The following is a 25,077-nucleotide window of genomic DNA, read 5'->3' as shown; positions in this document are numbered from 1 at the left end:
CGTCCGCCGCTAAGCACCGAAGTGCTCCGCTCGACTTGCATGTATTAGGCACGCCGCCAGCGTTCGTCCTGAGCCAGGATCAAACTCTCCATAATAGTTGACGATTGCTCGTCCTTATATCTGAAAGCTTAATAGCTCATTGACTTGCTAGCGAGATTATTCATCTCATTTATAGTCGATTACTCGACTGTGCTTACTCACTCGTTGTTCAGTTTTCAAAGATCAATTTACTTTCGTTCTCTGCCGTGTTACCGAAGCAGCGAAAAGTAATATACCATACTATTTTTCATTGTGCAACTCTTTTTTTATTTCTTTTTTCGAGCTGCTTTTTCTTGCTTATTTCGCGGCATTCTTGCGGCCGGAATGACAATATAACATGTCCAACAAGTGGAATGCAACTTGTTTTATTTTTCCATTTTTATAATAAAAAACACCCGCTGCTTGAGCAAGTGCCTAGTCATCTTTTATCCATCATACACGGTATAGCTGTTGACGATCGCCGCGGCGAACGTTACGCGATTATTTCGAAAGAAATGGAACAGAATGCGAGCTTCCGGTGATTCATCATCATACTTCGGAAAGTTGAAGAAATCGTCGTCTGCCCATCCCTCTCGTCGTAAGCTTTCAATGGATTCAGCAATCACACTTGGGATGACTGGTTTCATAATCGTTGACATACCTTCACTCCTTGAGGTTATTTGCCGTTCATATATGTATAGAGAACTAGTACTCCATAGTGATAATCGGTGTACCTGCTGTCAGCCGCCATTTGCCTGTCGTTGATTCCTGATGCAGAGCAAGCTGCAGATTCACTGTTTGCTTACCGCTTTGGATGGAAGTTTGAAACTCATTAGAAGCCAGAGACAAGCTAATCGTCTTCGAATCGCTATAACTCTCTACTGTTTTGCCCTTAAAAGCTTGCGCTACTGCTTGAGCCAGGTCGTTGGCACTATTTGTCCCAGACAGTACCTGCTCCTGCTCGTTAACATAGCCTTGCACCATCACATTCCATTGTCCTTGGATGCCTAATTTCTTTAATTGATCGCCAGCTTGCTCCTGCCAATTCATAAGCTCCGATTGATCCGCTTGTTCAGATGCATCTAATTTCAGCACTGTGTAGCAGCCATTTGATCCGGCTGGACTTGCAACTGTTAAAGTAACAACTGTGCCGGGAGCAATCTCCATTCGCGCTGTATACACCGCATGGGAGTTCGACTCGCTTAATTGATCTTCTTGCGGGATATCAAAGGCTAGAGAAAGCTTTTTGCCGGTTTGGAGTATGCTCCGATCGCTGCCAGCGCAAGTTCCGTAATAGCCCGTATATTTGAAAGTAATTTGCTGCTCATTCATCATGTACGGTTTCACAGTGTTCAAGAGTTGAAGCGCTTCTTGCCCGCTGCGAGCATCTGCATGCCGAACCCAGCCAAAAATAATACCGATAATAGAAACTGCAATAATGGCGTTAATCCAACTTTTCTGCATATAAAAAGGCACCTCTTCACTAGAATCTTCAACTCTAGTAAAAGGATGCCCAAATCTATCAAATGCTAAACCAATTATGATGAAGTCTATTCTAACTCTTTTTCCCGGCGCAAAATCTCCTCCATAGACTTGTTAAGAGCGGCCTGCGGGCCAAGGAAGTGCTTGTTATAGTAGGATAAATCCATAATGACCAGGAGAATGAGCATTCCCGCTACGGCGTAACCAGCCATTTGGTTCGGAGGGATAACCATGATGACACAGATAAAGAGAATCCAGAGCAGCGCGACAACCGAGATCACATTGCTGTATTTTCCGAGATTCCAAGGCCCAAGATGCTTATCTTGAAATCTACCTTCGGCTTTGGCCCGAAGCTTCAAGTAAATGGGAATACCATAGGCGACATAAAGTCCTACAACACTAACTGCTGTTAGGAACGCTATCGTCGTATACGTGGCATCCGGGTTCACCATTTTGATGAGATAGTCGATGAAAGCAAGCAGGAAGGACAGGATGATAGCCAGCCAGATGGCTTTGGCCGGGGTCCGGTATTTTTTTGAAATTTGCGCCCATTGTGTGCTCAGCGGCATCCCTCTATCCCTCGAGAAAGCATACATCATGCGGGAAAAAGAGGTGATGGACGCAAGTCCGCAGAACCACATCGCAGCTGTGACTAGCCACAAAATGACGGAACCGAACGTACCGCCAAGCGCTTCGCTGATGACATAGATGAACGCATTGCTGGAACCAGCAGCAGCGCTAGCATCCTTGATGGACAAGGTGACAAAAGCAAGCATAATGAAACCTATGACAAAGGAATAAGCGACAGATGTGAAAATCCCCCAAGGCGCGCGCACACGCGGATTAATCGTTTCTTCAATGGTATGCGCCGAAGCGTCATAGCCTGTAAACGTCCACTGAGCCTGCAAAAGTCCGATCAGAAAGGCCAACATGTAAGGTTTATCGGAAAAGGTTTCGCCTACTTGGAACAAATACGAGACCGGATTTAGGCTGCCTTTGGTGAAAAAGGCCAGAGACAAAACCAACACCGCCACCACAGCGATATGGTACCAGGCGGAGAAGTCGTTAAGCTTCGCAACGATCCGGATGCCGATGTGATTGAGGATACCATGCGTAAGCAAAATGACCGAGAAGCAAATCAGCACCGTTGTATTGCTCGATTCATAACCGAAGACGCTCGCGATCAGAGGGTCAGCGAACAGCGCGACGGAATAATCGATGCCGGCGACAATGCCGATTTGGCCGATGAGGTTGATCCAGGCGGTGTACCAGCCCCAGCGTTTGTTTTTCAAGATAGCAGCCCAGTGGTACAAAGCACCTGCTGTCGGAATAGCCGATGCCAGCTCAGCCATGACAGCCGCAACACACATCACAAAAAACGCGACGATCGGCCAGCCGAAGCCCATCATGCCCGCTCCGCCATAGGTTAATCCGTGACCATATAAAGATACAGCGCCAGTCAGAATGGAAATGATGGAGAATGAGATCGCAAAATTGGAAAATCCGCCCATACTGCGCAGCAGCTCCTGGGCATAACCGAACTTGTTCAAATCACTTTTGTCTTTGTCCTGATGATTGGAAGATAAGCTCATCTTTACTCCTCCTCATCCATTCCATACGATTTGTACAGCCAAGTCTCATTTCCCCAAGAAGCTTTCATGCTTGCTTTCATCGAACTCCCGAATGCTCTTGTTCGCGATGCTAACGATCCACCCCGCAAACAAACACGTGATCACAACGATTACGATGCCAATCGCCAGTCCCATTCCGCCCCACCTCCTTCACCGAATGACTTGCTTGATCAGATTCAGATGTCAAGGTTAACACCACTCGTCTTTTGTTCGAGCATTTTGTGTACGAGGGTGCCGATATGCGCGCCGCCTTCCAGAGGAGGTGTGCCCCCGCGATGAATATTGGAAATGACTGTTCGGTCGCTCTCTACCGTGCCTTTCCGCGGTCTATAACAGATATAGGCACTCAATGATTTGGACGAAACAAGCCCAGGCCGTTCTCCGATCAAAAGCACGAGCACATCCGGCTGCAAGATTTCGCCAATGTGATCCATGACGGCAACCCGTCCGCCTCGCACAAAAAACGGAGTACCTGTGGATAACTTATAAGCACTTAGCGAGTCAAGAAGCGAAGGATACACGTCGGCGAGATTAGCATCTACCGCGTTGGCGCTAAGCCCATCAGACACAACGATCTGAACCTGTGGATGCATCTTGCACTTTTGCTGAATAAGGGCGATTCCCTCATCTGTAACAATACGTCCCATGTCGGGGCGCTTTAAGTAGTTTTCCGTGTTCTCATAGCGCGTTTCTACGGCAAATAAACCGAATTGATCCAAAAGCGCTGGACTTGCTTGGCCATAGATGGAATCGACAGCTGCTGCATGGTCACGGCGGAATTTCAACACTTCTTTGGTCAGCGCCCTTGTGCCCGTCCGCCAAACGCCGATTCGCGAAGGTGTGCTGGACAGCAGCTCGTTCATCCCTTCCTCCCATCTGGGACTCGGCACATACGACTGCGGCTCTTCATCTGCAGGAATAGGGAGATCTGGAGGATCGGACGGCAGGAACTCTTCCCCTTTTGATACAGGAACGGACAGCTTCTTCTCAAGCTCTGCCATCACCATATCCACCAGCGCATCGATGGGGACAGATTGGTTCATCACTACACCTCTTTCACATAAATAGACTCGGGTCTCCCGCAAGTGGCGTTAGTCGGCCATTTTCCATGATGCCCATTCGAACCAGCCATTGTTCAAAAGCCGGAGCCGGCCGCAGCCTCATTAATTCCCGCAAAGTAGCGATATCGTGATAGCTGGTCGACTGATAGTTGAGCATGCAGTCGTCGGCCATGGCTACACCAATCAAATAGTTGACACCTGCGGCGGAAAGCAGCACAGCCAAATTGTCCATATCATTCTGATCCGCCTTCATATGGTTGGTATAGCAAACATCCACGCCCATAGGCAGCCCCTGCAGCTTGCCCATGAAATGGTCCTCCAGCCCGGCGCGAATAACCTGTTTGCTGTCATATAAATACTCAGGCCCGATGAAACCAACCACCGTGTTAACGATAAACGGCTTATATTTTCGGGCAAGCCCGTAACAGCGCGACTCCAGCGTGACCTGATCGATACCGTGATGCGCTTCCGCGGACAGCTCAGAGCCCTGACCCGTTTCAAAATACCACACATTCGGCCCTGTTCCGGTACCCTCTCGCGTTATAAGCTCATCCGCTTCATCCAGCAGAGCGACGTCGATGCCAAAAGCTTTATTGCCGTCTTCCGTTCCTGCCAAGCTTTGAAACACCATGTCCGCAGGGGCGCCCTGACGAATAGCGCGCATCTGGGTTTTGATATGCGCCAAAACGCAGTTCTGCGTAGGGATCTGCCATTTCTCCATGACCTCTTTGGTCATCTGCAAAATGTGCTTCACGCTATCCGCCGAATCAATCACGGGATTGATGCCGATCACCGCATCGCCAATGCCGTAACTTAAAGCTTCAAAAAGAGCCGCTTTAATGCCCTGAATATTATCTGTAGGGTGATTGGGCTGAGCCCTCCCGGCGAGTACGCCTTTTTGACCGATGGTGATGTTGCAATGGCTCGTGACCTCCATCTTGGAGGCAGCCTGCACCAGATCCAGGTTCGTCATCAGTTTGGCAGCCGCGGCGACCATCTCACTCGTTAAGCCTCGGGAAAGCCGGCGGATTTCTTGATTCTCTGTCTCTTGACGCAGCAAATACTCTCGCAGCTCCGCCACCGTCCAATTCCGCACCTCGGAATAGATTTTCTCATTCAAAGCATCCTCGATGACCCGTGAAACTTCATCGGTCTCCGGAGGCAGCAGAGGGTGGTTGCGAATATCCGCCAGCGTCAAATCGGCGAGCACCTCTTTGGCGGCGATTCTTTCCTTCGCATCCTGCGCGGAAATGCCCGCGAGCTGGTCGCCGGACTTCTCTTCATTCGCTTTGGCCATCACTTCTTTCAAATCTTTGAACTGAAAAGTCGTCCCGAGCAGCGTCGTTTTCAAATTCATTGGCGGCTCTCCTCCCCTCTATCTTTGCCTTGGAAGGCCAACGTTTTGACCACCACGGGAATCATGATGCCGGAAATCGGCTCGCCCAAATCGATATAATCCCCGTGCTCTACACGGATCTGATCGATGCAAATGATTTTCGGACGCTGATCACAGCGTCTCGAGAGGGATTGGCCGAGCGCCTTGGCGATATCCGTTTCACAAATGACGACTATAACTTCGCTTTGAGGAAAATGATGAATAAAACTCGCATACAACTGATCGGCTATGTATTGAAGGGTTGGATAGGTTATGTTGTGCGTCCCGGATAACGCAAGTCCAAACGGAGGCGAACGATCTAGAGAGAATAAGCTTCCGCCACTTCTCATGAGGGTGTCAAACTGGTCTGCAAGCCCACCGCCTTGGACTAGCAGCTGCGGCGAAAGCTCAAGCTTGAGCACGGGCAAGTTGCGAATCGGCAGCAGCGATGCATCCAAATGCACCGTCGCGCCGCTGATTTCCGTGCTCTGCATCCCTGCGCCGATGACGGTCGCCCTGACCGTCTGATCCGCTTGGATCTGGCGAGCGGGGTACCCGGCGGCTAGCTCTTTCCAGGCGCGAGCGAGCAGCGGGCCTATATCTTGGTACAGCGCCGCGTCAGCCAAACTCTGCGGTGACATCTGCGTCATCAGCTGACCGATGCCGCCAGAGACCATCCACTCTTCTATAGAAGGGATGGCGGCTAGCGGTGGTCCGATCATTAAAGCTGCTAGCTCCGCGCATGAATCGCGGCCGCTTAAATAGTCCATGAAGCAGCGGCACATGGCCATGCAGATCTCGTTCAGCTGCAGCAGGCTCAACCTGTCGCCTGGCTGAACGGCGTAGCCAGCCCTTTGCAGCCAAGGGCGTATCGACGGCGACACCTCAAGGATCGTGCCGGTCGAGTCGATCCGGATCAGCCTGCCGCCAACATGAAAGGCCACCGTGCCGAGCAGCTTGCCGCGATGAAAAATCGCCGCATTCGCCGTCCCGCCGCCGATATCAATGTTGACGACCGCGCCTCGAAGCTGCAAGGAGCGCTGCTCTGCGCCGGCGCCTTTGCCAGCGAGCAGCCCCTCGAGGTCCGCGCCTGCTGTCGCGACGACGAAATCTCCCGCTCGTTCTGCGAGCAGGTGGAGGATGTGTTGCGCGTTGGTTTTGTTCGCCGTCTCGCCCGTAATGATGACGGCGCCGGATTTGATATCCGCTGGCCGGATACCGGCCTGCTCGTACTCCTGAGCCACGATGGCCCAAATGTGCTCCGCGTGGATCTCATCGCTGCTGAGGAGCGGAGTGCTGTAAATCGGGCTTGCGTACAGCAGCTCCCGCTCCGCAATCTGGAAGCGCGGCAAGCTGAGCACGCCAGAGGAGCGTACGATTTTCAGCCGGGAAATCACCATCTTCGTCGTGCTTGTTCCGATATCGAGTCCGACACTCGTAATCCACTGGTCATCCATATTTGCGCTCACCCGCACCTGCCAAGGCCTCGGCCCCATCCCGCAGGATATCATCTGCCAGCCTCGAAAGCGGGATGCGGGTCGCCATGCTCACTTCGCGCAATCTGGCATAAGCCTCTTCTTCACTCATGGTGTGCTTCTGCATAATGAGGCCTTTCGCTTTCTCGATGCTTTTACGTTCCTCGATGGATTGCTTCAGAAGTTTGATATCCTGCTTCAGCGAGTCCATCTTCTCCTTCTGACTCAAAGCAATCTCGACAGCCGGCAGCAAATCTTCCTCCGACACCGGTTTGACCAGAAAAGCGGCCACCCCCGCCTCGCGTGCCTCCTTCACCAACTCCTTCTGACTGTAAGCAGTTAGAAGCAACACCGATGTATCCTGCTGCAGCTTGCGGATAATATGAGAGGCTTTGATGCCGTTCATGACGGGCATTTTAATATCCATAATGGCCAAATCTGGCTTCACACGAGCTATAAGTTCAATCGCTTCCTCGCCATTCTTGGCTTCGCCTGCGACGAAGTAGCCGCCCTCCTCCAGCATTTCACGGATATCCATGCGAATGATTGGATCATCATCAACGACGACGATGGCATTTCTCATGGCGATTCGTCCTCCTTTGGCTGCGTTCTCGCTAACGGAAAGGCAAGCTGCACTTCGGTCCCTCGCTCATCCGTCATGATATCGAGAACACCGCCGAGATTTTCTTCCACTAGTGTCTCTGTGATTTTCAAACCAAGATGCCCTTTCCGCTCAGAATGATTCGCCGCTTTGAAGCCGATGCCGTTATCCGACACCCGAACCCGAGCGAAGCTGTCTTGGTGCTGCAGCGAAACTTCAATATGCCCAGTACGCCTCTCTCCAAAAGCATGCAGCACGCAGTTCTGCACCAGTTCATTAACAACAAGCGCAAGCGTCGTGGCGGCATCGGACTGTAAAATGAGCTCATCCCCAGAAATCGTCGGGACGATCGTCTGATCCGGCTTGGACGAGGAGGAAATGATGTTCTTGATAATACGGTCCACGACCTCATTAAAATGAATCGTATCCAGTCCTTCAAACGCGAGCATTTCATGAATAACAGCTATTGAATTAATACGGTTGATGCTGTCGCGATACACTCTCTCGACCTCTTCGTGTTTCGTTCTTCGCATCTGCAGGCGGAGCAAGCTGGATACGGTTTGCAAATTATTTTTCACGCGATGATGAATCTCCTTGATGACGGCGGACTTGATGATCAGCTGCTTCTCCTTCTCTTTCATGTCCGAAATGTCACGCAGCAAAATAATCCCGCCTACCTCCCGCTGCTCCCGGTAAATGGACATGGCCTTGAGTTCAAAGGTCACAGGTCCGATTTGCAGTTCCTGCTGAATGAGGCCTGAGCGGCCAAGTACCGTCAATTTCCCATAAAACAACTGGGTTATCGAGGAGCTGTTAGCAGCCTCAGACGTGTGACCGATTTCCTTCAGCATGTCGAGCGCGCGTGGATTGGTGTAGGTGACCCGCTCCTTATCATCAAAAACAATGACGCCTTCATGCATCAGCGACTGCATACTGCCCTGCGACATGGCTACACTAAGCAACGTTTCGCTTAGCTGTTCCGTTGTCTCCATTAATCGAGTCACATTCTTCTCCTGCTCAAGCTTCTCGGAAATGTCCTTCTCCATAATGAGTGCACCGATAACTTGGCCGCTTTTGGACCGAATTGGCACGACATTTTGCTGGATGGCAATCTGCTCCTGCGAAATGCCCCGTGAGCCGATCACGGATTGGCCGGACAGCAGGCAGAACATGACGGCGGGTTCATTTTGCACAAAAGCATACTGTCCAACGACTGACGTTTTGTATAAGGAGGAGCCTTGGGAGGGATGTGCCTCCGCCACGACGAGCGCCGTACCTTTGTCAGGGAGCGGACAGTCTATGAAGACATCGGATTCCGATACATCGGCAAATAGTTGGAGATGATCCGCCATCTCTTGGATGGTTTGGGCTTCTTCGTTGCTCAAAAGCGTATACTTCCTGCACAATTCCATAATGGACGCCATGGTGCAATCCCTCTTCACTTTAGGATCAAGAGCGTACGATTTGCATAAGCCTATCTTTTAGCTGGGTGATGCCATCATTTGATGCAGCCGACGTTAAAAAGATTTCGCCTTCCGGCAGCGCCTGCCTCAGAAGTTCGATGGCATGGTCTATATCTGCTTGCGGGTGATCGATTTTGGTAACAGCCCCTAAAGCTGGCACCGCAAAACCTTGTTCAAATCCAGGGGGAAAATAGTTCCTGTCCCGCGTTGCATCCTGAACCAGCAGAACGGCTGCAGCCTCGTGCGAGGTCGCCATTAACGAGCGATAATACAGCGGGTTCTCACTGTACTCGCCGGGAGTATCGATGACCCAGTCTCGGTAGATGAGGCTTTGCGTTTTGGATGCGGGCTGAGACTCCCCGAATAAGGCTTTGATCAGCGTTGATTTGCCTGCACCGACGGCACCGATGATCATCACTTTTTTCATAACCTTATGACCTCGTAATCGGTGCCGTCGAAAATTTCAACTTCTCCAGCAAAAACACATTCACAGCGGCAATCGCCATCTCCACAGCAGCTACTTCTCCCGTGAGCACCAGCGAGCCTGTGAATCGGTCCAAATAGCCAATGCCTACGTCGGCTGCTTTGGTCGCAATGTCCGCTGCGATGATGGCCGTCTCGGTTGGGGTCAGCGTAAGAATCCCAATTGCACTACGCTCCTCGATGCCGAGCTTCGTATACAAAACCGGATCTGGATTGGCAATCACATGAGCAAGTGTCAGCTGCTTGCCGGGGACATATTCCTGAATCACTCTCTGTTTCTGCTCTTCCATGCTTCCTCCTCGGCTTCCTTCGTGACCTCGAAGCTATCTACAATGCCGACGATCATCGCATCGATGGGTACCATTTTATCCTTGAACAAGGTTCTGGCTGGACTACCCCTGGAGACGATCACACGTTCGCCAACACCTGCTCCAATGCGGTCTGCGGCGATAATCGGCGTGCCCGCTTCGCTGTCTTTGAAATCCATCGGCTGAATCACGAGCAGCTTTAAGTTGTCCATACCTGTTTCCTTTTGCGTTGCCCATACACTGCCAATGACTTTACCGTAAAACATAGGACCTCACCTTTCGGCTATATATTCAACTGTGACGCCTTTATCCTTCAGCATGTCGTGCGCTAGTGCGGAGATGATCGTTTTCTTGCCGATTTGCAGGGAGCGGAACGAACGATTTCGGAGCTCCCGTGTGACCCATTCTGCGGAGACTAGTTTTCCTTCGTAGACGAGGGTTGAGGATGGTGGCATAGAAAACTCCGATGACGCAGGCAGGCTAAATTCAACCTCAGCTTTGAGATCAACCCCAGTCATAAGTTCAAGATCAACCTCAGCTTTGAAAGCATCGGGAGTTTGCTGGATTTCAGGGTGGATTTTGCTCACGGCTCTTTCGGCAAGCAGTTTACTGGGGGCGAATTCGACGCCGTACATTTGGAGCTCCATTTTGTAATAATCAAAAAGATTGCGATATGGGGTAGGCAGTGACAACGTCTGGAGCGTCCGGCGGTCCGCCTTTTTCATTCCTGAGATATCCTCACCGATGAGGACGAATTTATGTTGAACCAGCGTAGAAAAAATAATCTCCGACACGATCGTCCCTTTCATACCAAGGGCCGCCCTCGCTGCATTGTCCAGATCGATTTCTGGAATCACGATGCCTTCGTACGCAAGCGGCACCTCTATGGGAGCTGGAGCGAACTCGTCAGATGCAATCGTTTTGCCACGGCCTCCGCATTCAATCTTGTGCTTGCCAAGCCAGCAGGAGGCCTCACCATCCAGGAACATAAGATCATAGTCAATGCCGTGAATATTTAATGCTATAAAATGATCGGTGAAAGCTTCATGCGTCGTGCTGTCGTAAAACAAGTAGAGCACCTTCGGCCTTTTAACCTGCTGGCTCAAAATCTCACGAACGATTGCTTCGACCATTTGCTTGATCTCCACCTAGCGCAGCCTCCTTTCGGCATTCTTATGGATGATCAGACCCGTATCGCCCGTACTTAAATGGGCCGCATTGGCCTCATCTCGATCAATATGAAAGTCCAGCGAAAACTCCGGGCTCACCCTCACGATCACATCGGTAAAAATAACTGGCCGCTCCCCCATCGCTTGCACCAGAATGCGGTCACCGTGGGTTAGATGCAGGGACTTGGCTTCCTCTAGAGATGCATGCACGTGATTCTTCGCGATAATCAGCCCTTGGGGTAAAGCGACGGTTCCTTTTGTCCCCACTAGGATAATCCCCGGCGTGCCTGCGAGATCGCCAGATAGCCGAATCGGCGGATGAATGCCGAGCTCGAATCCGTCTGTGCGCGAAATCTCCACTTGCGTCGCGCTGCGTGAGGGACCTAAGATGCGGACGTTAGAAAGACTGCCATGCGGACCTTTGAGTATCACTGTTTCATGGGCAGCAAACTGTCCTTTCTGGGACAACTCGCGCAAAGGCGTCAGCTCGTAACCCTTGCCGAACAGCGCTTCTATATGATGAGGTGCGAGATGCACGTGCCGATTGGAGACGCCGACAGGGATGAGCAGATCGGACTCTGGCTCCACACGCAGCAAAGGAATTCCGCGCTCCTTCAGGAAATCGGCGGCTGCCGGGGTTAGCTTATCCCCCTCTGTTATTGGAAAAGGGTTTGCCAAACCTTTGATCAGCTGTGTGCGCAGATACGTTTCTGTAATAAGCGCCATATTTTACCCTTCAAGCTTAGGGAGAATGAACTCAATGTCTGAATGCGGACGCGGGATCACATGCACCGAAACCAGCTCTCCCACCTTCTCCGCAGCTGCTGCGCCTGCATCCGTGGCCGCTTTGACGGCACCGACATCTCCCCTGACCATCACGGTCACTAACCCGCCGCCTACATGCACTTTCCCGACCAATCTGACATTCGCCGCCTTCACCATCGCATCTGCCGCTTCAATTGAACCTACCAACCCTCTTGTTTCCACTAAACCTAATGCCGCCAATTCTCCTGCCATTAAGATCTCCTCCTTGGATTAAGACAATTGCATATCGGTAAGGACCCTTCTGATGATCTGAGCAACTTCCTCGCGCGTAATACCGAGCTGATTCGTCTTGATTAGGCTGTCCGCCACTTGGCTGGCGACTCTGTTTGGGTCAAGTTCCGAAGGCATTTCTTTGATACCAAAAGCAACCCGCTTGATATTCAGCAAATGCTGCGGCCCAATATTGTCCGATGTGATGTTATTGCCAAACGTCCCGCAACCCAGTGTCATCGAGGGGAATATGCCTGTCGTGGCACCAATCCCGCCGAATGTTGTTCCTGTGTTAACGACAATGCGTGATGCAGGTTTCTCCAGTCCAAATGCTTCGATGATCGATTGATCTTCGGCGTGAATGCCGAGCGTGTGGCCTAGGCCGCCAAGTGTTAACAGCTGAATGCACCTTTGGCAGCCTTCCTGCCAGTCATTCACGGTATATAAGGCAAGCACAGGGCAAAGCTTCTCCATGGAAAAAGGGTAGTTGTGCCCGACCTCCGACTCTTCCGCGATTAAAATTTGCGCGTTTTCCGGGACGGTGATACCAGCTTTGCCCGCAATGGCCTGCGGTGATTGGCCAACTATCTGCGGATTCATTCCCTTATTGGTCATAAGGATAGCGGCTATCTTCTGTTTCTCGTGCTCGTTCAAAAAGTAGGCGCCACGTCGTTGTAATTCTTGAATGAAGTGCGGTTTGATGGCTTGATCCACAACAAGCGCTTGCTCTGAAGCGCAGATCGTGCCGTAGTCGAATGTTTTACTCTGCACAATGTGGTTCACCGCGCTTGGGAGATTAGCACTCCGGTCGATATACACCGGCACATTGCCAGGCCCTACACCATAAGCGGGTTTGCCGGAGCTGTAGGCCGCCTTCACCATGGCGGTTCCCCCTGTGGCCAAGATGAGATCCGTCAGCTTGTGCCGCATCAGCTCACCGCCAGCCTCCAAAGAAGGATGCGAGAGGCAATGAATGAGCCCCGGCGGGGCTCCCGCACTCTCTGCCGCAACCCGCATGACGGCGGCTGACTCTTGCGAGCAGCGAAGCGCGGACGGGTGCGGGGAGATCACGATCGCGTTGCGTGCTTTCAGCGCGATCAGGCATTTGAACAGCACCGTAGAAGTCGGGTTCGTTGAGGGAATGATTGCCGCAATGATTCCGACAGGTTGGGCGATTTCCCAGACCTGCTTTGCGTTGTCCTTGCGAATGATACCTACCGTTTGCATGTCCTTTATTGCTACATAAATGTCCCTCGCGACGAACAGATTCTTCGCCTTTTTATCGGCGACTTTCCCGAATCCGGTCTCGTGGACGGCCATAGCGCCGAGCCGTTCAGCCTGCTGCTCCGCTGCTTCGGCCATTGCGGATACGATCGCATCGATCTGTGGCTGCGTCATTTTTTCCAGGAGCTTTTGAGCTGCTTTCGCCTCTTGAAGGTGGCTCCGGACCTCCTGGATCGCTTGCAAATCGCTGTCCAGCTTCATGTCGGCTGCTCTCCTCCTCCTTCAGCAGTCAGCTCCGTGAAAAGTCGGACTAACTCCGCCTTGCTAACCAGCTGAATATCTCGTCCGGTCAGGGGGAACTTCGGCATGCTTTGGGCGAGCTCTCTGAGCTTGGCGACCGTCATTTTGCTCCAGTTCGTTGTGCCAGGAGCCGCTTCCTGCTTGGGTGCTTCTGGTGCTTGTGGTGCAGAGACTTCGGGCTGCTCCTCATGCTGGGCACTTTGCAGCATCTTGTAGACCGAAGGATCAGGACGCGGAATCACCTGTATGCCAAGCAGCTTACCCACCCGCTTCGCTTCTTCTGCGCCGGCATCTACAGCCGCTTTGACTGCTGCCACATCGCCCCAGATATAAACCGTTACGATGCCGGCATCTACCTTCTCGTACATCGTGACCTTCACATCCGCCGTTTTCGCTGCAGCGTCGGCGGCGGCAATTAATGCCGGCAAGCCGTAGGTTTCGATCATGCCCAAGGCTAGCTTTTGTTCAATCATTTCGGACACCTGCCTCTTACTAGCCTATTTTCTTCGGATCTCTAGCGATGCTTTGAACGGCCTCTGCAAAAGCTTCTGCCGCCGCCATACAAGCCGATTGACTGCCTGTCAGTAATCCTCCTGCAAAATTCGTCTCCGTCGGCGGGCCGTAGAATTTGCACATGCGCACATCAGCTGCCTTTAGTGCAGCATCCAGCGCATAAACAGCTTCCAGCGGAGGAGCAATTAAGTAAGCAAGCGGTTCTCCCTCCCCGATACCCGCTTCTTTGGAGAGGTACGAACCCGTGCGGGAAATGACATGCGCATAATAAGCATGTGTGGCTTCGGCATTCAGCGCGTAGAAACAGGCGCCGCTCTCCATCACTTGAATAGCGGCATCCAGCCCGCTTCGCACCTCATCCGGCGAGGCGCCGCCGATGATGCCGATAAATTCACCGGACAGCGGCCCCGACGCATGTCCTGATCCTGCATAGAACGAGCGGGCATACACCACCTCTACCGCTGCGTTCTTCGTTGCTTCATCGATTGCGGTGTAACCTACATCGTCGATGGATGAAGTAAGTAGGCCGAGGCTGCGGATGCCCGGCTTCAGCTCTAGCTGCTGCGCGAGCCCAGCGTCGACGTTCGGGATAATCCGGACGGCGAGCGGTACGGCGCGTATCGGTTGTGCGTTTACGCGAGGGGTCACTCCTTTCACCTCTTCGCCTCGATTGAAAGCAAAAAGGTGCCTCGGTTCGGAGAACGCTCGACGTTCTTGGACCTGAGGCACCTTTGCCTGTTTTATGCTTTTGTTAATGGATATGCGGAGAGGGGTGGGGATATGCTAGCATGGCCCATAGTAATTGCAAAATTGAATCCTTCACTTCTTTTTCCCACTCTTCGCCTTCTCCAAATTCCGAGCAACCCTATACTTCACGATCCGGCTAATCAATTCATAAGGTATCGGTTTTCCAAGTGGAAATTGCAAAGTTCCTTTGGACGCATGGTACTCTGCTACTTCATCTTGGAATTGATTAATTCCATCCGGTGCAGGGTAAAATCCGATATGATTTTTAAAAGCTGCAAAATGAACTAAATTCCCATGCTGCTCAAAAGTAGGCATCGCATAACTGATTTTTTCCTTGGCGTCTGGGGCTGACTCTTTGATCACTTCTCTTAACTTCTGGAGGATCTCCTGAATCTCTGGTGAAAAGGCTGAGATGTACTCATCGATGGATGTGTACGTGATTTTCTCTTTCATGGGTTCTCCTCTCGTGGGTGCTTAGTTTCCGTCGGCATAATATTACTATTATATCAGAACCAGGGGTGGATTAACCGAGGCTTCCCCCTGCCCTGTGCTCCAACCTACACCCTACAACCGGGGGTCCATCTCCTTCTCTCCAGCAACCTCAAACAATAAATTCCCCGCAATTTCCTTATACTTGTTATTATCCGGCGTAATCCCATCGAATGGAATTGCTATCATCTTCTGCCCCAAACGGTACTCATTCATGGAAGTTCGCAGTTTTTGATTAATATTCTTCTGCTTCATTAGTTTCTTAAACTTGTGTGGAAAACGATAATCATACCCATAAATGATGGACAGATAGTCCTTATTCCGTACCTTCATATATGGGACGGCATTCGCTTGGATGACTTCAGGCTTGATTACGACACCTTCCATATAGTTATCCACAGTTAACCTTGAAAAATAGCAATCCGCTTTCTCATAGCTATCCACATCGGCTAGGTCAAGCAAGAGGAACTCATCTTCCGACAAAAAGCTATAAACATCCGACGTCTTCCAATCAGGGATTTGTTCCTCGCCATTTTGATAAACGATTTTCAACAAATCAAAAGGTTTGTAAATAATTTCCCCATCTTCTCCATAAATCTCTAGCTGCTTTTTGTAGGTTTCATAAGCCTGAACATGCTGTTCCAATGGAACATAGGTATCCTGAACATCATGGACATACTTATAATTTTGATAAACGTGTGAGCCATATTTGTCACTGAGTGCTGTCTTGGGCATATTGTACTGATCCTTCTCAAAACCGCTTGCCCGATATTCAGCAGCCAATTTATCGAATGCTTGTTCAAAACCATTTTGCTGCAAAAATGCCAATTCGCTTTCCAAAGCCTTCTCAATCGGTTTAAATTGCCTTTGAATTAGCCCTTCCCCGATAGCTTTCCACGGCAGTAGCTCTCCGTCCAGAATGAGCCGTTCAATCTCATTCATTTCCATGTAATCACCGAACTTAACCAACATCTTCTCATAGATTCCTGTCAAATCTACCTGATTGATGCGATACCCGTTACGGCTGACCGCAAAACATTGTTCAATATCTTTGCTCAAATAGAGATTACAGCGTGAGCCCATATATTTCGGTTGCAGAACAACCTGCTTGACGCCACGCTCCGCGAAGTAGTTTAATCCATGCTGCAAGGACTCCAAGTCTTGTGCAGCCTCATCCTTATCGGCAGGAGACATCGTCCCTGAGATGAAGTTCACCTTATTCCTAGAGACGTATTGCAGCCTGCGCATCTCATCCTCATCCAGATCTTGCAGTGAAACTTTTCTCTCTTCGTAAAATAAAACCTGAAGTTCATCCGTCATCACATGTTGCACAGACTTCTGAGATTTCATAAAAGGTTTATAAGAAATGCTCACCGAAGTCAACACATTCCCATGCGCGCTTCCCGTGTCGATATGGAGCTTATTTTTAATACGAAATGCATGCTTAGCGGCTACGTGTCCGAAAATGTGATAAGGATGGTTTTTCACTGCCTCCGTACGGAGAAAGGCTAACTGTTCCTCTAATGGCGCATCGCGATCAATGCGATAATTACGCTGATGACGAACCGAGTTCACATCCAGCTTGCCGATATATTTATTTTTACATGGAGCATGCGTCACATAAAAAGACGGACCATCCAAGCCATTTAACCGATAAAACGGCTTAGCTAGCATTACCAACTCATTGAATTTCTCGAGCAATTCCGTATCTTGTGCAAGCACTTGCGTAGAATCGAAGTATGTATGAAGCAGCTCTTGATCAACCCCGCCGATATCTCCACGCATGAATTTATAAACAAAATTCTCATGATTCCCCATGACGAACAGAAAGTGCTCCTGATTTTCATATAGAAACTCAACGATTTCCCTCGTCATCTTGCCTTTATCGATCCAGTCGCCAACAGATATGACCTTGGTATTCCGCACTTTTTCTGTAACAACTAACTTGTTGCCCTCAATTTTGTAGCCATAGCTCAACAGCAATGCCTTGAGTTCATCCATGCACTCATGAATATCGCCAATGATAATATATTTCTCATTGTGGGGAAGGATCGTGGACAAGTATTCCTCTCGATCCTCAATGACCACTTTATAAGCAGGATTCGCTTGCTTCTCCGTCACTGAGTAAAAATCCTTATACCGGATCTTATGAACTTTGGTATAACCCTCTCGAGAAAGCGATCCGAGGACTTCCTTCCGTAATCGGTTGATATGGCTTGTAATCAACTTTTTCGAACGATCCGATGCATAATAGTCTTCACGCTTGCGATAATCAAACAGAATAACTTCCAAGTTATAATTGTTCACTTTCGCAATCTCACGTACCTTCGCACGAAACTCCTCTGCTAATCCAGTCGTATCCACAACTACAAATTCGGCGTTAATGGGGAACGAAGTTGCCATTTTCAGTTTCTCAAACAACAAGTGAAAAGCCTGCTCACTAGCCTCCAGCATCACTTGATCATATTTATCATAGTCGTAGCCCAGAAGCTCTTGGCGAAGGCTATCGGAAGATACATATTGAACGTTAGCATTTACATGCCTAGACTCGTCAACGAACCTTAGCCCCGGAATCAAAACTTCCTTCGCAAAAGTCGTCTTCCCGCACTCCGTGGAACCAATCAGCATGAATATCGTATGAACCTTGGTTTGAATCTCCATCTTTTACGCCCCCCTTTTCTTAAGAATGACGCCTTGCGTCGTCTGAATATGATTAACCCCATCACCAATGGAGACGAATTCATAGTCCAGCTTAGTTTCACGAATGACATCCATCAACCACTGTTGGAACAATTGCTGCCCCATTTCCCACTTATGATCGTCATGCCGGAATCCAGATAATTCATAATACACATTGAAATCGGAGTTAGGCGTTGTAATGATAAAATTGTCAAAATCTACTCGCTCGCAGATTAGGCGAATGAGTCCCTTGGCTTCGTCCTCACTCATATGTTCAATGACTTCCGTCAAAATAATATCGACCTTCTCCCCGTTATACGTTTCTAAGAAACAGGCAATTGAGTTGAACGGAACGATGTTGTCGATCTCTTTGGAATTGGCCTTGCGTATAACGTTCTTGAGTAACTCTTCATTAATATCAATGGCGTAATAACTGCCTTCAATCTTCGTGGAAAACGGAAGTGCATAGTAACCTTCCCCACAACCAACATCCAATATAGACTTGTCAAAAGGCAGCCTTCGGGCAATATAATTCCTTCTCTGAAGCCCCGTACCCCCGTAGTCAAAACGAATGTCATAAAGACTCGTATTCTCAAGCTTATCTTTGTAGTTTCGAAATCGCTCTTTCGAAGACAAGAAGTGTCGAACGAACAAGCTCCGAATATAAAACGGCGCGTCAATCACCTGGATGCTTTTGATATATTTATCCAAAATACTTTCTGAAATATCGATAAATTCATTGCCAAACATAGCTAGGAATAGACATAGCACACTTACGGCATGCATCAGATGATACAGACTACGCCGTGTTGTAATGGTAAGTGAGTAACTTTTGTCTGCTTGGTGCTTCATATCAAACGTGAAGTCTTTCAGATATTTTTGAAAAGATTCTACATACCGCACCATTTCAATATGAATCATATTGATATAAAACGTGTGCTCGAACCCCTCAACATCCCGTTCATCTTGTACCTTAAGCGGAGCTGAGAAGAACTCACTTATCGCATTTAGCGGAAATAACGGCGTATTATATCGGGACACATTGAGATATTCAAAGTTTTCCTTCTCATGTTGCTTGTACGAGATTTCATTCTCTGCATCCTTGAAATATACATTGAATGTAGAGGCATCCGTATACCAACCATAAGCCATTCCCTTCCGAATGGATCGGAGCAGCGCACCGGATTCTGGATTCTTTTTGATGATAAAAGAAAGCTTTGGGTTGGTCGATCTTACTTGGACAATAGCCATCGTTATCTTCCCCTTGGGTATCAAAGTATAAAAAAAGGCCATGGACTCAAAGTCCATGACCAGGTAAATATAACTCACACTATGCAACCAGTAGAAAAGACTAGTTGAATTCGCGCGTGCCTATACCAGATGAGCCGATGAGATTGGAATATACAGTTATCCATTTGAAATTACTATGTTTACTATGCTTGGAATTGAATAACTGTACGAATTTCATCTTCATCATGCTCCTTTCGTTATCGTTTTAGATATTGAAATATTAACTGCATCCCCAGATATTGTCAACGAAAAATTCCTTAAGCTATAAACTCAGCCATAATCTTGCTAATATCAAAAGGAGTAATCCCCTCTTCCACCGAAAACACGGTCTGGGCAAGATTCATATCCTCCACAATTCGGCCCCTTGCCGCCGCATGAAGCATGAATAAATCATACAGGTTAGGTTTTACTAAGGAGAGCATGGCTTTGCCCATGTGCAGCATGCCTTTTTGATTCCCTTCCACATTGTTGTAATAGTAAGGATGCTTCTGCAGCGCCAAGTCACTCCAAATTAGCTTTCGTTCTACTAAATCCATGATGACCGGAATCGCAATTCTGGTGTCGGCCGCGAGATCCACGCGATCCACCACAGCCCTAGGCTCAAAAATCTCCCCTGAATTAGGGTGTTTTCTCATCATCCAACCTGCAAAACATTCAGGCAAATCACAATAAGGCTGCTCCGTAAACGAATTTAGCGAAGTTACAATGTAGCGTCCGCCATATTTAACAACGGAAGAAATATCAATATCTATAAACTCGCATGCTCCAAAAGGGGCCGATGTGATATCCCCGCTGTGGGCGGCTTTATATCTGTCAGAGCGCAAATTCGTGTAGGAGATGTGCTCGACATACTGCCATTTCTCATCATACATCACTGCAGAGAGATCGATATCGACTCTTCCTGTATGCTTTCCGTTGACGGTTCCCTCCTTCCACCATAAGAAAAAGCGGATCGTGTCACCCTCCGGCAGCTCCAGCCGGCTTCCACGAACGAGAGTACGGAGTGCCTTACTCGCAGATCTTTGTGAAAAGGGCATAACATACTGCTTCAATCTCTCATCGACATAAACGTCTCCCAACGAAGGAAGTTCGGCAAATCGAGCAATCAACGTGTTTTTGCACGTTTGTACGATTGTTTCACACACTTCAGCTTTAATCTCGGGAAGCGTATTTGGAATTGCTACCGCTTTTGCGACATTCCCTTTTGGAAAGAACGTCCGCAGTTCGCGCTTTTCATGTCTATGGTCAAAATGAGCCATAACTTGTAATAATACTGGCGTCGCAATCTGCGCTGTAAGTTGTACGAATGTCTCAACCACTAGAGACGAATCTTGATTGATTCGAATCAAATGATCTAGTCGTCTAGCGAACTCTCCTGCGCGATTTTGTAGTAAGGCTATAGCTAGACTTGTGTCTTTCGTACGGAGCGCTTGTTCAACCTTACCACCGAATGTTTCAAAAGGTTTATTATTGCGCAGGATGTCAAAAGCTTCCTTGCAGCTCTCGTACTTATTTTTATACGCAGCAGGGTGAAGAATCTCACCAAGACGGATCCAGCGATCCCTATGGCGCAGCATATCCTCGGTCTTGTTCCCGCAATGTTCTAACAGATCCAGAAGCAGCCTTCTCTCAGGGCGTCTGAACTTTCTGAATTTCGTGTTGGTTGCAAGACTTACATCTCCATCCGACAGGGCTATAGCTAACCTAAGCACATCCGTTGCCGTCTTCATGTATTTTGCGATGTGCTTGATGTTGGCCTTTTCGTATTTGAGGAGCGCGCCCACGACAAACCCCACATTTTCTTTTGAAGGAATCTCATCCGGCAGAATGGCCGTTAGATCATCAGAGGTAGAGATCACCTCGCTAATATCCTGTTTGTCCGTTTCCGAGATCGAGCCATTCGCTCCGATCAGATTACGTATGTCACATTCAAATTCGTCTATACATCCTAAATCGATAATTTCCAGATCAACTTGATCCAGTAAAGGAAACCTCTCAAGGGCCACATGGCTGGGCAGATTAAATGTTAAATAGTGATGGATCGCCTGTAAATAAAGTTCAACCTCACTTGCCATCATGACATGTTGGGGAAAATTTGGGTACATAGGTTTGAAAATAACATTAGCCCCTACGAGCTCTTTCAAATCCTTTACAAGTTGATGATATAGCTCGGTAAAAGACTCAATAGATAATGTTTGAAGGACTTCCATAAGATCTTTGGAAAAAGTAAACCCTAGGTACTCAATGTTCTTCATTGCTGTAGCGATGTATCTTAGAGGAAGGCTGCCATGACCAGGGTCTACAATGAGCTTCCTATTTCTTCTTAAATAAATGGTATTTCTCATTGCGGCATAACGCCTCCTTATGATTTGTAAAATACAATCAGGAAACTTGCCTCTCTAATTCGGCCCAATCGATTTAGAAGGAAGAAAGGCAATAGCCTGATTGTTACTTCAGGAAAGATGCCGCCCTAGAATCAGAGTAGTTGTAGAAGGAAGGGCGGCAATAGCCTGATGTGAGGTTATCATCCCATATTTTGGACGGCCCGAACATGGTGAAAGTATTACGACATTGGTTTTTAAGACAAAAAAACGACCAATCCCAAAGGATCGGCCGCTCTACTTTACTGCTCCATCAGCTTAATCTGTGGTTCCCAGCCCAACAATCTTTTCGCCTTCGCGTTGGAAATGAGAGAAGTTCTTCCCTCAAGCGGGGATCGTATTTCTTTGACGCCAGGAAGGTATTGTTCCACTAAATCCCTAGTTAACCGATTCGACGAGCTATCATCCGCTGCAATGATTAGCGCTTCAGCGCCAAGCCCATCGACCTCAATCGCTTTGAGACAAGCAGAAGCTACGTCCCTTGCGTCGATGTAAGACCACAGGATGCGCAAACGCGCGTCCGTATTATCGAAATTAGCTTTCAGCTGCTCATAGCTCTCCGGAACAAGAATGTTGCCTAAGCGGAAACTAACCACCTGCATGCCGGTACGTCGATGGAACGCCTGAGCAGTCACTTCATTCACCACCTTGGACAAGCCGTAGCTGTCCTCCGGCAATTGTGGATGCTCTTCATCGATCGGAATATACTGAGGCTCGAAAAACTCGCTGGCAAAACAGATCCCATACGATGACTCACTCGACGCGAGCACGACCTTCTTGACGCCCAAGTTGGCCGCCGCTTCCAAAATATTATAAGTGCTCATCACATTATTGCGGAAGCAGACATCATTCGTATGCGTATAGGCTTGTGGGATAGCGGCAAAATGCACAATACCCACCACCTCTTTCCGACTGCCCGTGCTGAACTGCGAAATCGCATTATGTACCTGCCCCAAATCATTGAGGTCCGTAATAATCGTCCGGCAGATCGGTTCCGCAGGAGCCTTTACATCCAAATTAATGACATCATAATTATTGTCCACAAAATGTTTTAAAATCCACTGACCCGCTTTACCGCTGCCGCCAGTTACAATGATCCGTTTTTTCTCCATGAATCCGTAATCCTCCTTAGGTCTAATCAGCCTCTATAAAAATCCCGAATCCAGCGATGCGGTTTCAACTTCTCAAGTTGTTCCTTGGTTAGCCCCTGACCGTCGCCAACACGCATATTTGCCTCCACATTGCGCACCGAGCGCATACCCGGAATGACCGTTGATACAGCAGGATGGCTCAACACATACCGCAGGGCAATTTCCGGCATTTGCTCGACAGAAATATCCAGATCAGCAGTGATCTTCTGAATGCGGTCATACACCTGCTGCTTGCGATCGCCTCGGAAATAGCTATTGCGGAAATCACCTTCGCTAAACGTCGTGTCAGGTGTAATCCGCCCCGTTAGACCGCCTTCATCCAGCGAAACTCTGACAATGACGCCAACATTGTGCTCTGCACAGGCAGGAAGCAGTTGATCTTCAGGACTTTGATCGAAAATGTTATAAATAACCTGCACCGTATCAACGAGCCCCGTTTCAATCAGCTTGAGCGCATTGTTCGGTTGATGATCGTTGATCGAGATGCCAAAATGCTGGATTTTACCCTGCTCTTTCAGCTTGCGGATCCCTTCCAGCCAGTCTCCTTGACCTACCCATTCGTCCGACCAGACGTGGAACTGCTGCACATCGATCGTCTCTAAGCCCAGATTGCGTAGGCTTTGCTCCGTACTCGCAATGACATGCTCTGCCGTATAAGTCTCTTCCACAGGTACGCCATCACGTGCCGGCCATTGTCTATTTTTCGGCGGGATTTTGGTAGCCACATAAATCGGCTTATCGTGGGCTTTCACCACCTGCCCGACAAGTCGTTCACTGTGGCCGTCGCCATAGCCCAAAGCCGTATCAATAAAATTCAACCCCAGCTCAATAGAGCGATTCAGCGCTTGAATGGATTCCTCATCGGAAGCGCCAATCCAAGCCGTTTTACCGATTCCCCATGCGCCGTATCCGATTTCCGATATCTGCAGTCCCGTTTTCCCAAGAGTTCTATCGTTCATCTTTAGTCCTCCATCCACTGTTTTACTTACACTTGTTATTATACAGGCAAAGGAAAAGCTGCATAAGAACTGAAAAAGTTGTCAGTTAGTTACGTTCGAGTAAGTGGGGGGATGGGGAAAATAAAAAAAAGACACCCGTGGGGGTGCCCTTTTTGTAGTTCTTGTCATAGTCACAGGATCAGTCCACTTTTTTTGCTGTATCTACATCTATAATATCCAACAAAAAAATAAAGATAGGAATTCCTACGATTAAACCCCATGTACCCAGATAATGCTCAGAGAAAATCAGAATAATGAACGTGTAAAACATCGGAAGATTCATTTTGGAAGACATCAGTTTGGGATTTAAGAAATACCCTTCCAGGAAGTGAAGCACCATGATCATAGAGATCACATATATTACCATCAGATATCCGCCTAAATTAAAGGCAATGATGCCTAAAGGAAGTAAAGATATAAGAAAGCCCGCTACGGGAATTAAGCTAAGCAGGAAAATCATAATGGCTAGAGCGAAAAGATAAGGAAAGCCAAGAATCCAAAGTCCTATTACAGTAAACACAGTATTAAAAAGGGCGATTAGGAGTTGTGCTTCGATAACTTTTCCAAAAGATAAGACGAACTTCTGACCGAAATATTCCAATTCTTTATATAGCCAAGAAATTTTACTTTCTCTTAATCTGGAAGTAAAGGCAACGATTCTTTTCCTCTCCAGGATGAAGAAGAAACTTAAGATCATTGCTAAAATAAAAGTGGTTCCCCAATTGCTAATTCTAAGAATATATTCAAATCCTTGCTTAACATAGGCTTGTAGATTTAAATCCTTTAAAGTTTTATATAGATAACGAGAAGCTTCATCTTGAGGTACTGGTAAATTCGTTAGTCCGACTAGAATTTCTTTTAATTGCAAGATTTGAACAAATACCTTCGGTAAGTAATTAATAATTGAAACAACCAATACAGTAATCATAATTAGATAAAGCAAAATAAGAATGACTTTACTATTAACCTTAATGTATCTACCAAGCCTTTTAGTCAGAAAATTTTGAATACTGCTCATAAGGAATGCCATTAAAAAAGTTAAGAGCACTAGATTCAGCATGTCCCTTAAAGCAATTACTAATAGAACAATAAGGATAAGGATAGAAAAACGCCTTACAGTTAAGTTCGAAAACATTTTGCTAATATGCTCCATCATGTCGCGTCCCCATTCAAAATTATCAACCGTCAGCTTATTCTTTCCTTA

At 48.3% G+C, this 25,077-nt stretch carries 25 protein-coding genes and 1 rRNA gene; all 26 read right to left on the bottom strand.

Annotation, left to right across the window (positions count from 1 at the left end; genetic code table 11):
• A 16S ribosomal RNA gene (locus tag AC58VC_RS36845) occupies positions 1-95 on the bottom strand; the annotation flags it as partial.
• A gap of 369 nt (positions 96-464) precedes the next feature.
• Positions 465-677 carry a hypothetical protein gene (locus AC58VC_RS36840; protein WP_497376431.1) on the bottom strand — a complete coding sequence of 71 codons (213 nt, stop codon included), beginning with the start codon at positions 675-677 and terminating at the stop codon, positions 465-467.
• 46 nt (positions 678-723) lie between these two features.
• A complete protein-coding gene (locus AC58VC_RS36835) occupies positions 724-1,482 on the bottom strand; it encodes a YwmB family TATA-box binding protein (RefSeq protein WP_497376430.1) in 759 nt (252 codons plus the stop codon).
• Positions 1,483-1,568: 86 nt separating this feature from the next.
• Positions 1,569-3,092: an amino acid permease gene (locus AC58VC_RS36830; protein WP_497376429.1), complete on the bottom strand. Its 1,524-nt coding sequence runs from the start codon at positions 3,090-3,092 to the stop codon at positions 1,569-1,571.
• A gap of 45 nt (positions 3,093-3,137) precedes the next feature.
• The gene (locus tag AC58VC_RS36825) at positions 3,138-3,266 is read right to left on the bottom strand and encodes a hypothetical protein (RefSeq protein WP_477499179.1); all 129 of its coding nucleotides are present in this window, start codon (positions 3,264-3,266) and stop codon (positions 3,138-3,140) included.
• A gap of 41 nt (positions 3,267-3,307) precedes the next feature.
• Positions 3,308-4,174 carry an ethanolamine ammonia-lyase subunit EutC gene (eutC, locus tag AC58VC_RS36820; protein ID WP_497376428.1) on the bottom strand — a complete coding sequence of 289 codons (867 nt, stop codon included), beginning with the start codon at positions 4,172-4,174 and terminating at the stop codon, positions 3,308-3,310.
• Between the two features lie 13 nt (positions 4,175-4,187).
• The gene (locus tag AC58VC_RS36815) at positions 4,188-5,549 is read right to left on the bottom strand and encodes an ethanolamine ammonia-lyase subunit EutB (protein ID WP_497376427.1); all 1,362 of its coding nucleotides are present in this window, start codon (positions 5,547-5,549) and stop codon (positions 4,188-4,190) included.
• Positions 5,546-6,967 carry an ethanolamine ammonia-lyase reactivating factor EutA gene (locus tag AC58VC_RS36810; protein ID WP_497376434.1) on the bottom strand — a complete coding sequence of 474 codons (1,422 nt, stop codon included), beginning with the start codon at positions 6,965-6,967 and terminating at the stop codon, positions 5,546-5,548. The genes AC58VC_RS36815 and AC58VC_RS36810 overlap by 4 nt, the downstream gene beginning before the upstream one ends.
• Before the next feature lie 49 nt (positions 6,968-7,016).
• Positions 7,017-7,625, bottom strand: a complete 609-nt coding sequence (locus tag AC58VC_RS36805) for an ANTAR domain-containing response regulator (protein WP_497376426.1) — start codon at positions 7,623-7,625, stop codon at positions 7,017-7,019.
• Positions 7,622-9,067 (bottom strand): GAF domain-containing sensor histidine kinase, encoded by a 1,446-nt coding sequence (locus tag AC58VC_RS36800; RefSeq protein ID WP_497376425.1) that lies wholly within the window; start codon positions 9,065-9,067, stop codon positions 7,622-7,624. Before AC58VC_RS36800 ends, AC58VC_RS36805 begins: the two co-directional genes overlap by 4 nt.
• Before the next feature lie 25 nt (positions 9,068-9,092).
• Positions 9,093-9,521, bottom strand: a complete 429-nt coding sequence (locus AC58VC_RS36795; protein ID WP_497376433.1) for a EutP/PduV family microcompartment system protein — start codon at positions 9,519-9,521, stop codon at positions 9,093-9,095.
• 16 nt (positions 9,522-9,537) lie between these two features.
• Positions 9,538-9,879, bottom strand: coding sequence for a BMC domain-containing protein (locus AC58VC_RS36790; RefSeq protein ID WP_497376424.1), 342 nt, complete (start codon positions 9,877-9,879; stop codon positions 9,538-9,540).
• Complete coding sequence (locus AC58VC_RS36785) at positions 9,855-10,163, bottom strand: EutN/CcmL family microcompartment protein (RefSeq protein ID WP_497376423.1); 309 nt, start codon at positions 10,161-10,163, stop codon at positions 9,855-9,857. The genes AC58VC_RS36790 and AC58VC_RS36785 overlap by 25 nt, the downstream gene beginning before the upstream one ends.
• A gap of 6 nt (positions 10,164-10,169) precedes the next feature.
• Positions 10,170-11,045 (bottom strand): hypothetical protein, encoded by an 876-nt coding sequence (locus tag AC58VC_RS36780; protein ID WP_497376422.1) that lies wholly within the window; start codon positions 11,043-11,045, stop codon positions 10,170-10,172.
• The gene (pduL, locus tag AC58VC_RS36775; RefSeq protein WP_497376421.1) at positions 11,046-11,792 is read right to left on the bottom strand and encodes a phosphate propanoyltransferase; all 747 of its coding nucleotides are present in this window, start codon (positions 11,790-11,792) and stop codon (positions 11,046-11,048) included.
• Positions 11,793-11,795: 3 nt separating this feature from the next.
• Positions 11,796-12,083 carry a BMC domain-containing protein gene (locus AC58VC_RS36770; protein WP_145668697.1) on the bottom strand — a complete coding sequence of 96 codons (288 nt, stop codon included), beginning with the start codon at positions 12,081-12,083 and terminating at the stop codon, positions 11,796-11,798.
• Positions 12,084-12,101: 18 nt separating this feature from the next.
• Complete coding sequence (locus AC58VC_RS36765) at positions 12,102-13,586, bottom strand: acetaldehyde dehydrogenase (acetylating) (RefSeq protein ID WP_497376420.1); 1,485 nt, start codon at positions 13,584-13,586, stop codon at positions 12,102-12,104.
• Positions 13,583-14,098, bottom strand: a complete 516-nt coding sequence (locus AC58VC_RS36760) for a BMC domain-containing protein (RefSeq protein ID WP_497376419.1) — start codon at positions 14,096-14,098, stop codon at positions 13,583-13,585. The genes AC58VC_RS36765 and AC58VC_RS36760 overlap by 4 nt, the downstream gene beginning before the upstream one ends.
• 19 nt (positions 14,099-14,117) lie before the next feature.
• Positions 14,118-14,786, bottom strand: a complete 669-nt coding sequence (eutL, locus tag AC58VC_RS36755) for an ethanolamine utilization microcompartment protein EutL (protein ID WP_497376418.1) — start codon at positions 14,784-14,786, stop codon at positions 14,118-14,120.
• Between the two features lie 171 nt (positions 14,787-14,957).
• Entirely contained in the window at positions 14,958-15,338 is a 381-nt protein-coding gene (locus AC58VC_RS36750) for an iron chaperone (protein WP_497376417.1), read from the bottom strand.
• A gap of 111 nt (positions 15,339-15,449) precedes the next feature.
• On the bottom strand, positions 15,450-18,035 hold the full coding sequence (locus tag AC58VC_RS36745; RefSeq protein WP_497376416.1) for a metallophosphoesterase: 2,586 nt from the start codon (positions 18,033-18,035) through the stop codon (positions 15,450-15,452).
• Between the two features lie 3 nt (positions 18,036-18,038).
• On the bottom strand, positions 18,039-19,304 hold the full coding sequence (locus tag AC58VC_RS36740; RefSeq protein WP_497376415.1) for a class I SAM-dependent methyltransferase: 1,266 nt from the start codon (positions 19,302-19,304) through the stop codon (positions 18,039-18,041).
• A gap of 296 nt (positions 19,305-19,600) precedes the next feature.
• Positions 19,601-21,688 (bottom strand): TerD family protein, encoded by a 2,088-nt coding sequence (locus AC58VC_RS36735; protein ID WP_497376414.1) that lies wholly within the window; start codon positions 21,686-21,688, stop codon positions 19,601-19,603.
• 278 nt (positions 21,689-21,966) lie between these two features.
• Complete coding sequence (locus AC58VC_RS36730) at positions 21,967-22,836, bottom strand: NAD-dependent epimerase/dehydratase family protein (RefSeq protein ID WP_497376413.1); 870 nt, start codon at positions 22,834-22,836, stop codon at positions 21,967-21,969.
• A gap of 26 nt (positions 22,837-22,862) precedes the next feature.
• Positions 22,863-23,834, bottom strand: coding sequence for an aldo/keto reductase (locus AC58VC_RS36725; RefSeq protein WP_497376412.1), 972 nt, complete (start codon positions 23,832-23,834; stop codon positions 22,863-22,865).
• A gap of 178 nt (positions 23,835-24,012) precedes the next feature.
• Positions 24,013-25,008: an AI-2E family transporter gene (locus AC58VC_RS36720; RefSeq protein WP_497376432.1), complete on the bottom strand. Its 996-nt coding sequence runs from the start codon at positions 25,006-25,008 to the stop codon at positions 24,013-24,015.
• Positions 25,009-25,077 lie beyond the last annotated feature (69 nt).

This window comes from Paenibacillus sp. J22R67 (genome assembly GCF_059692175.1).
This window is presented reverse-complemented; position numbering and strand designations above follow the sequence as displayed.

What these genes read in the sequence shown, in the direction of transcription:
- AC58VC_RS36840 (WP_497376431.1), bottom strand. Translation starts at nt 677, where the DNA reads ATGTCAACGATTATGAAACCAGTCATCCCAAGTGTGATTGCTGAATCC.
- AC58VC_RS36835 (WP_497376430.1), bottom strand. Translation starts at nt 1,482, where the DNA reads ATGCAGAAAAGTTGGATTAACGCCATTATTGCAGTTTCTATTATCGGT.
- AC58VC_RS36830 (WP_497376429.1), bottom strand. Translation starts at nt 3,092, where the DNA reads ATGAGCTTATCTTCCAATCATCAGGACAAAGACAAAAGTGATTTGAAC.
- AC58VC_RS36825 (WP_477499179.1), bottom strand. Translation starts at nt 3,266, where the DNA reads ATGGGACTGGCGATTGGCATCGTAATCGTTGTGATCACGTGTTTGTTT.
- eutC (WP_497376428.1), bottom strand. Translation starts at nt 4,174, where the DNA reads ATGAACCAATCTGTCCCCATCGATGCGCTGGTGGATATGGTGATGGCA.
- AC58VC_RS36815 (WP_497376427.1), bottom strand. Translation starts at nt 5,549, where the DNA reads ATGAATTTGAAAACGACGCTGCTCGGGACGACTTTTCAGTTCAAAGAT.
- AC58VC_RS36810 (WP_497376434.1), bottom strand. Translation starts at nt 6,967, where the DNA reads ATGGTGATTTCCCGGCTGAAAATCGTACGCTCCTCTGGCGTGCTCAGC.
- AC58VC_RS36805 (WP_497376426.1), bottom strand. Translation starts at nt 7,625, where the DNA reads ATGAGAAATGCCATCGTCGTCGTTGATGATGATCCAATCATTCGCATG.
- AC58VC_RS36800 (WP_497376425.1), bottom strand. Translation starts at nt 9,067, where the DNA reads ATGGCGTCCATTATGGAATTGTGCAGGAAGTATACGCTTTTGAGCAAC.
- AC58VC_RS36795 (WP_497376433.1), bottom strand. Translation starts at nt 9,521, where the DNA reads ATGATCATCGGTGCCGTCGGTGCAGGCAAATCAACGCTGATCAAAGCC.
- AC58VC_RS36790 (WP_497376424.1), bottom strand. Translation starts at nt 9,879, where the DNA reads ATGGAAGAGCAGAAACAGAGAGTGATTCAGGAATATGTCCCCGGCAAG.
- AC58VC_RS36785 (WP_497376423.1), bottom strand. Translation starts at nt 10,163, where the DNA reads ATGTTTTACGGTAAAGTCATTGGCAGTGTATGGGCAACGCAAAAGGAA.
- pduL (WP_497376421.1), bottom strand. Translation starts at nt 11,792, where the DNA reads ATGGCGCTTATTACAGAAACGTATCTGCGCACACAGCTGATCAAAGGT.
- AC58VC_RS36770 (WP_145668697.1), bottom strand. Translation starts at nt 12,083, where the DNA reads ATGGCAGGAGAATTGGCGGCATTAGGTTTAGTGGAAACAAGAGGGTTG.
- AC58VC_RS36765 (WP_497376420.1), bottom strand. Translation starts at nt 13,586, where the DNA reads ATGAAGCTGGACAGCGATTTGCAAGCGATCCAGGAGGTCCGGAGCCAC.
- AC58VC_RS36760 (WP_497376419.1), bottom strand. Translation starts at nt 14,098, where the DNA reads ATGATTGAACAAAAGCTAGCCTTGGGCATGATCGAAACCTACGGCTTG.
- AC58VC_RS36750 (WP_497376417.1), bottom strand. Translation starts at nt 15,338, where the DNA reads ATGAAAGAGAAAATCACGTACACATCCATCGATGAGTACATCTCAGCC.
- AC58VC_RS36745 (WP_497376416.1), bottom strand. Translation starts at nt 18,035, where the DNA reads ATGGAGATTCAAACCAAGGTTCATACGATATTCATGCTGATTGGTTCC.
- AC58VC_RS36740 (WP_497376415.1), bottom strand. Translation starts at nt 19,304, where the DNA reads ATGGCTATTGTCCAAGTAAGATCGACCAACCCAAAGCTTTCTTTTATC.
- AC58VC_RS36735 (WP_497376414.1), bottom strand. Translation starts at nt 21,688, where the DNA reads ATGAGAAATACCATTTATTTAAGAAGAAATAGGAAGCTCATTGTAGAC.
- AC58VC_RS36730 (WP_497376413.1), bottom strand. Translation starts at nt 22,836, where the DNA reads ATGGAGAAAAAACGGATCATTGTAACTGGCGGCAGCGGTAAAGCGGGT.
- AC58VC_RS36725 (WP_497376412.1), bottom strand. Translation starts at nt 23,834, where the DNA reads ATGAACGATAGAACTCTTGGGAAAACGGGACTGCAGATATCGGAAATC.
- AC58VC_RS36720 (WP_497376432.1), bottom strand. Translation starts at nt 25,008, where the DNA reads ATGTTTTCGAACTTAACTGTAAGGCGTTTTTCTATCCTTATCCTTATT.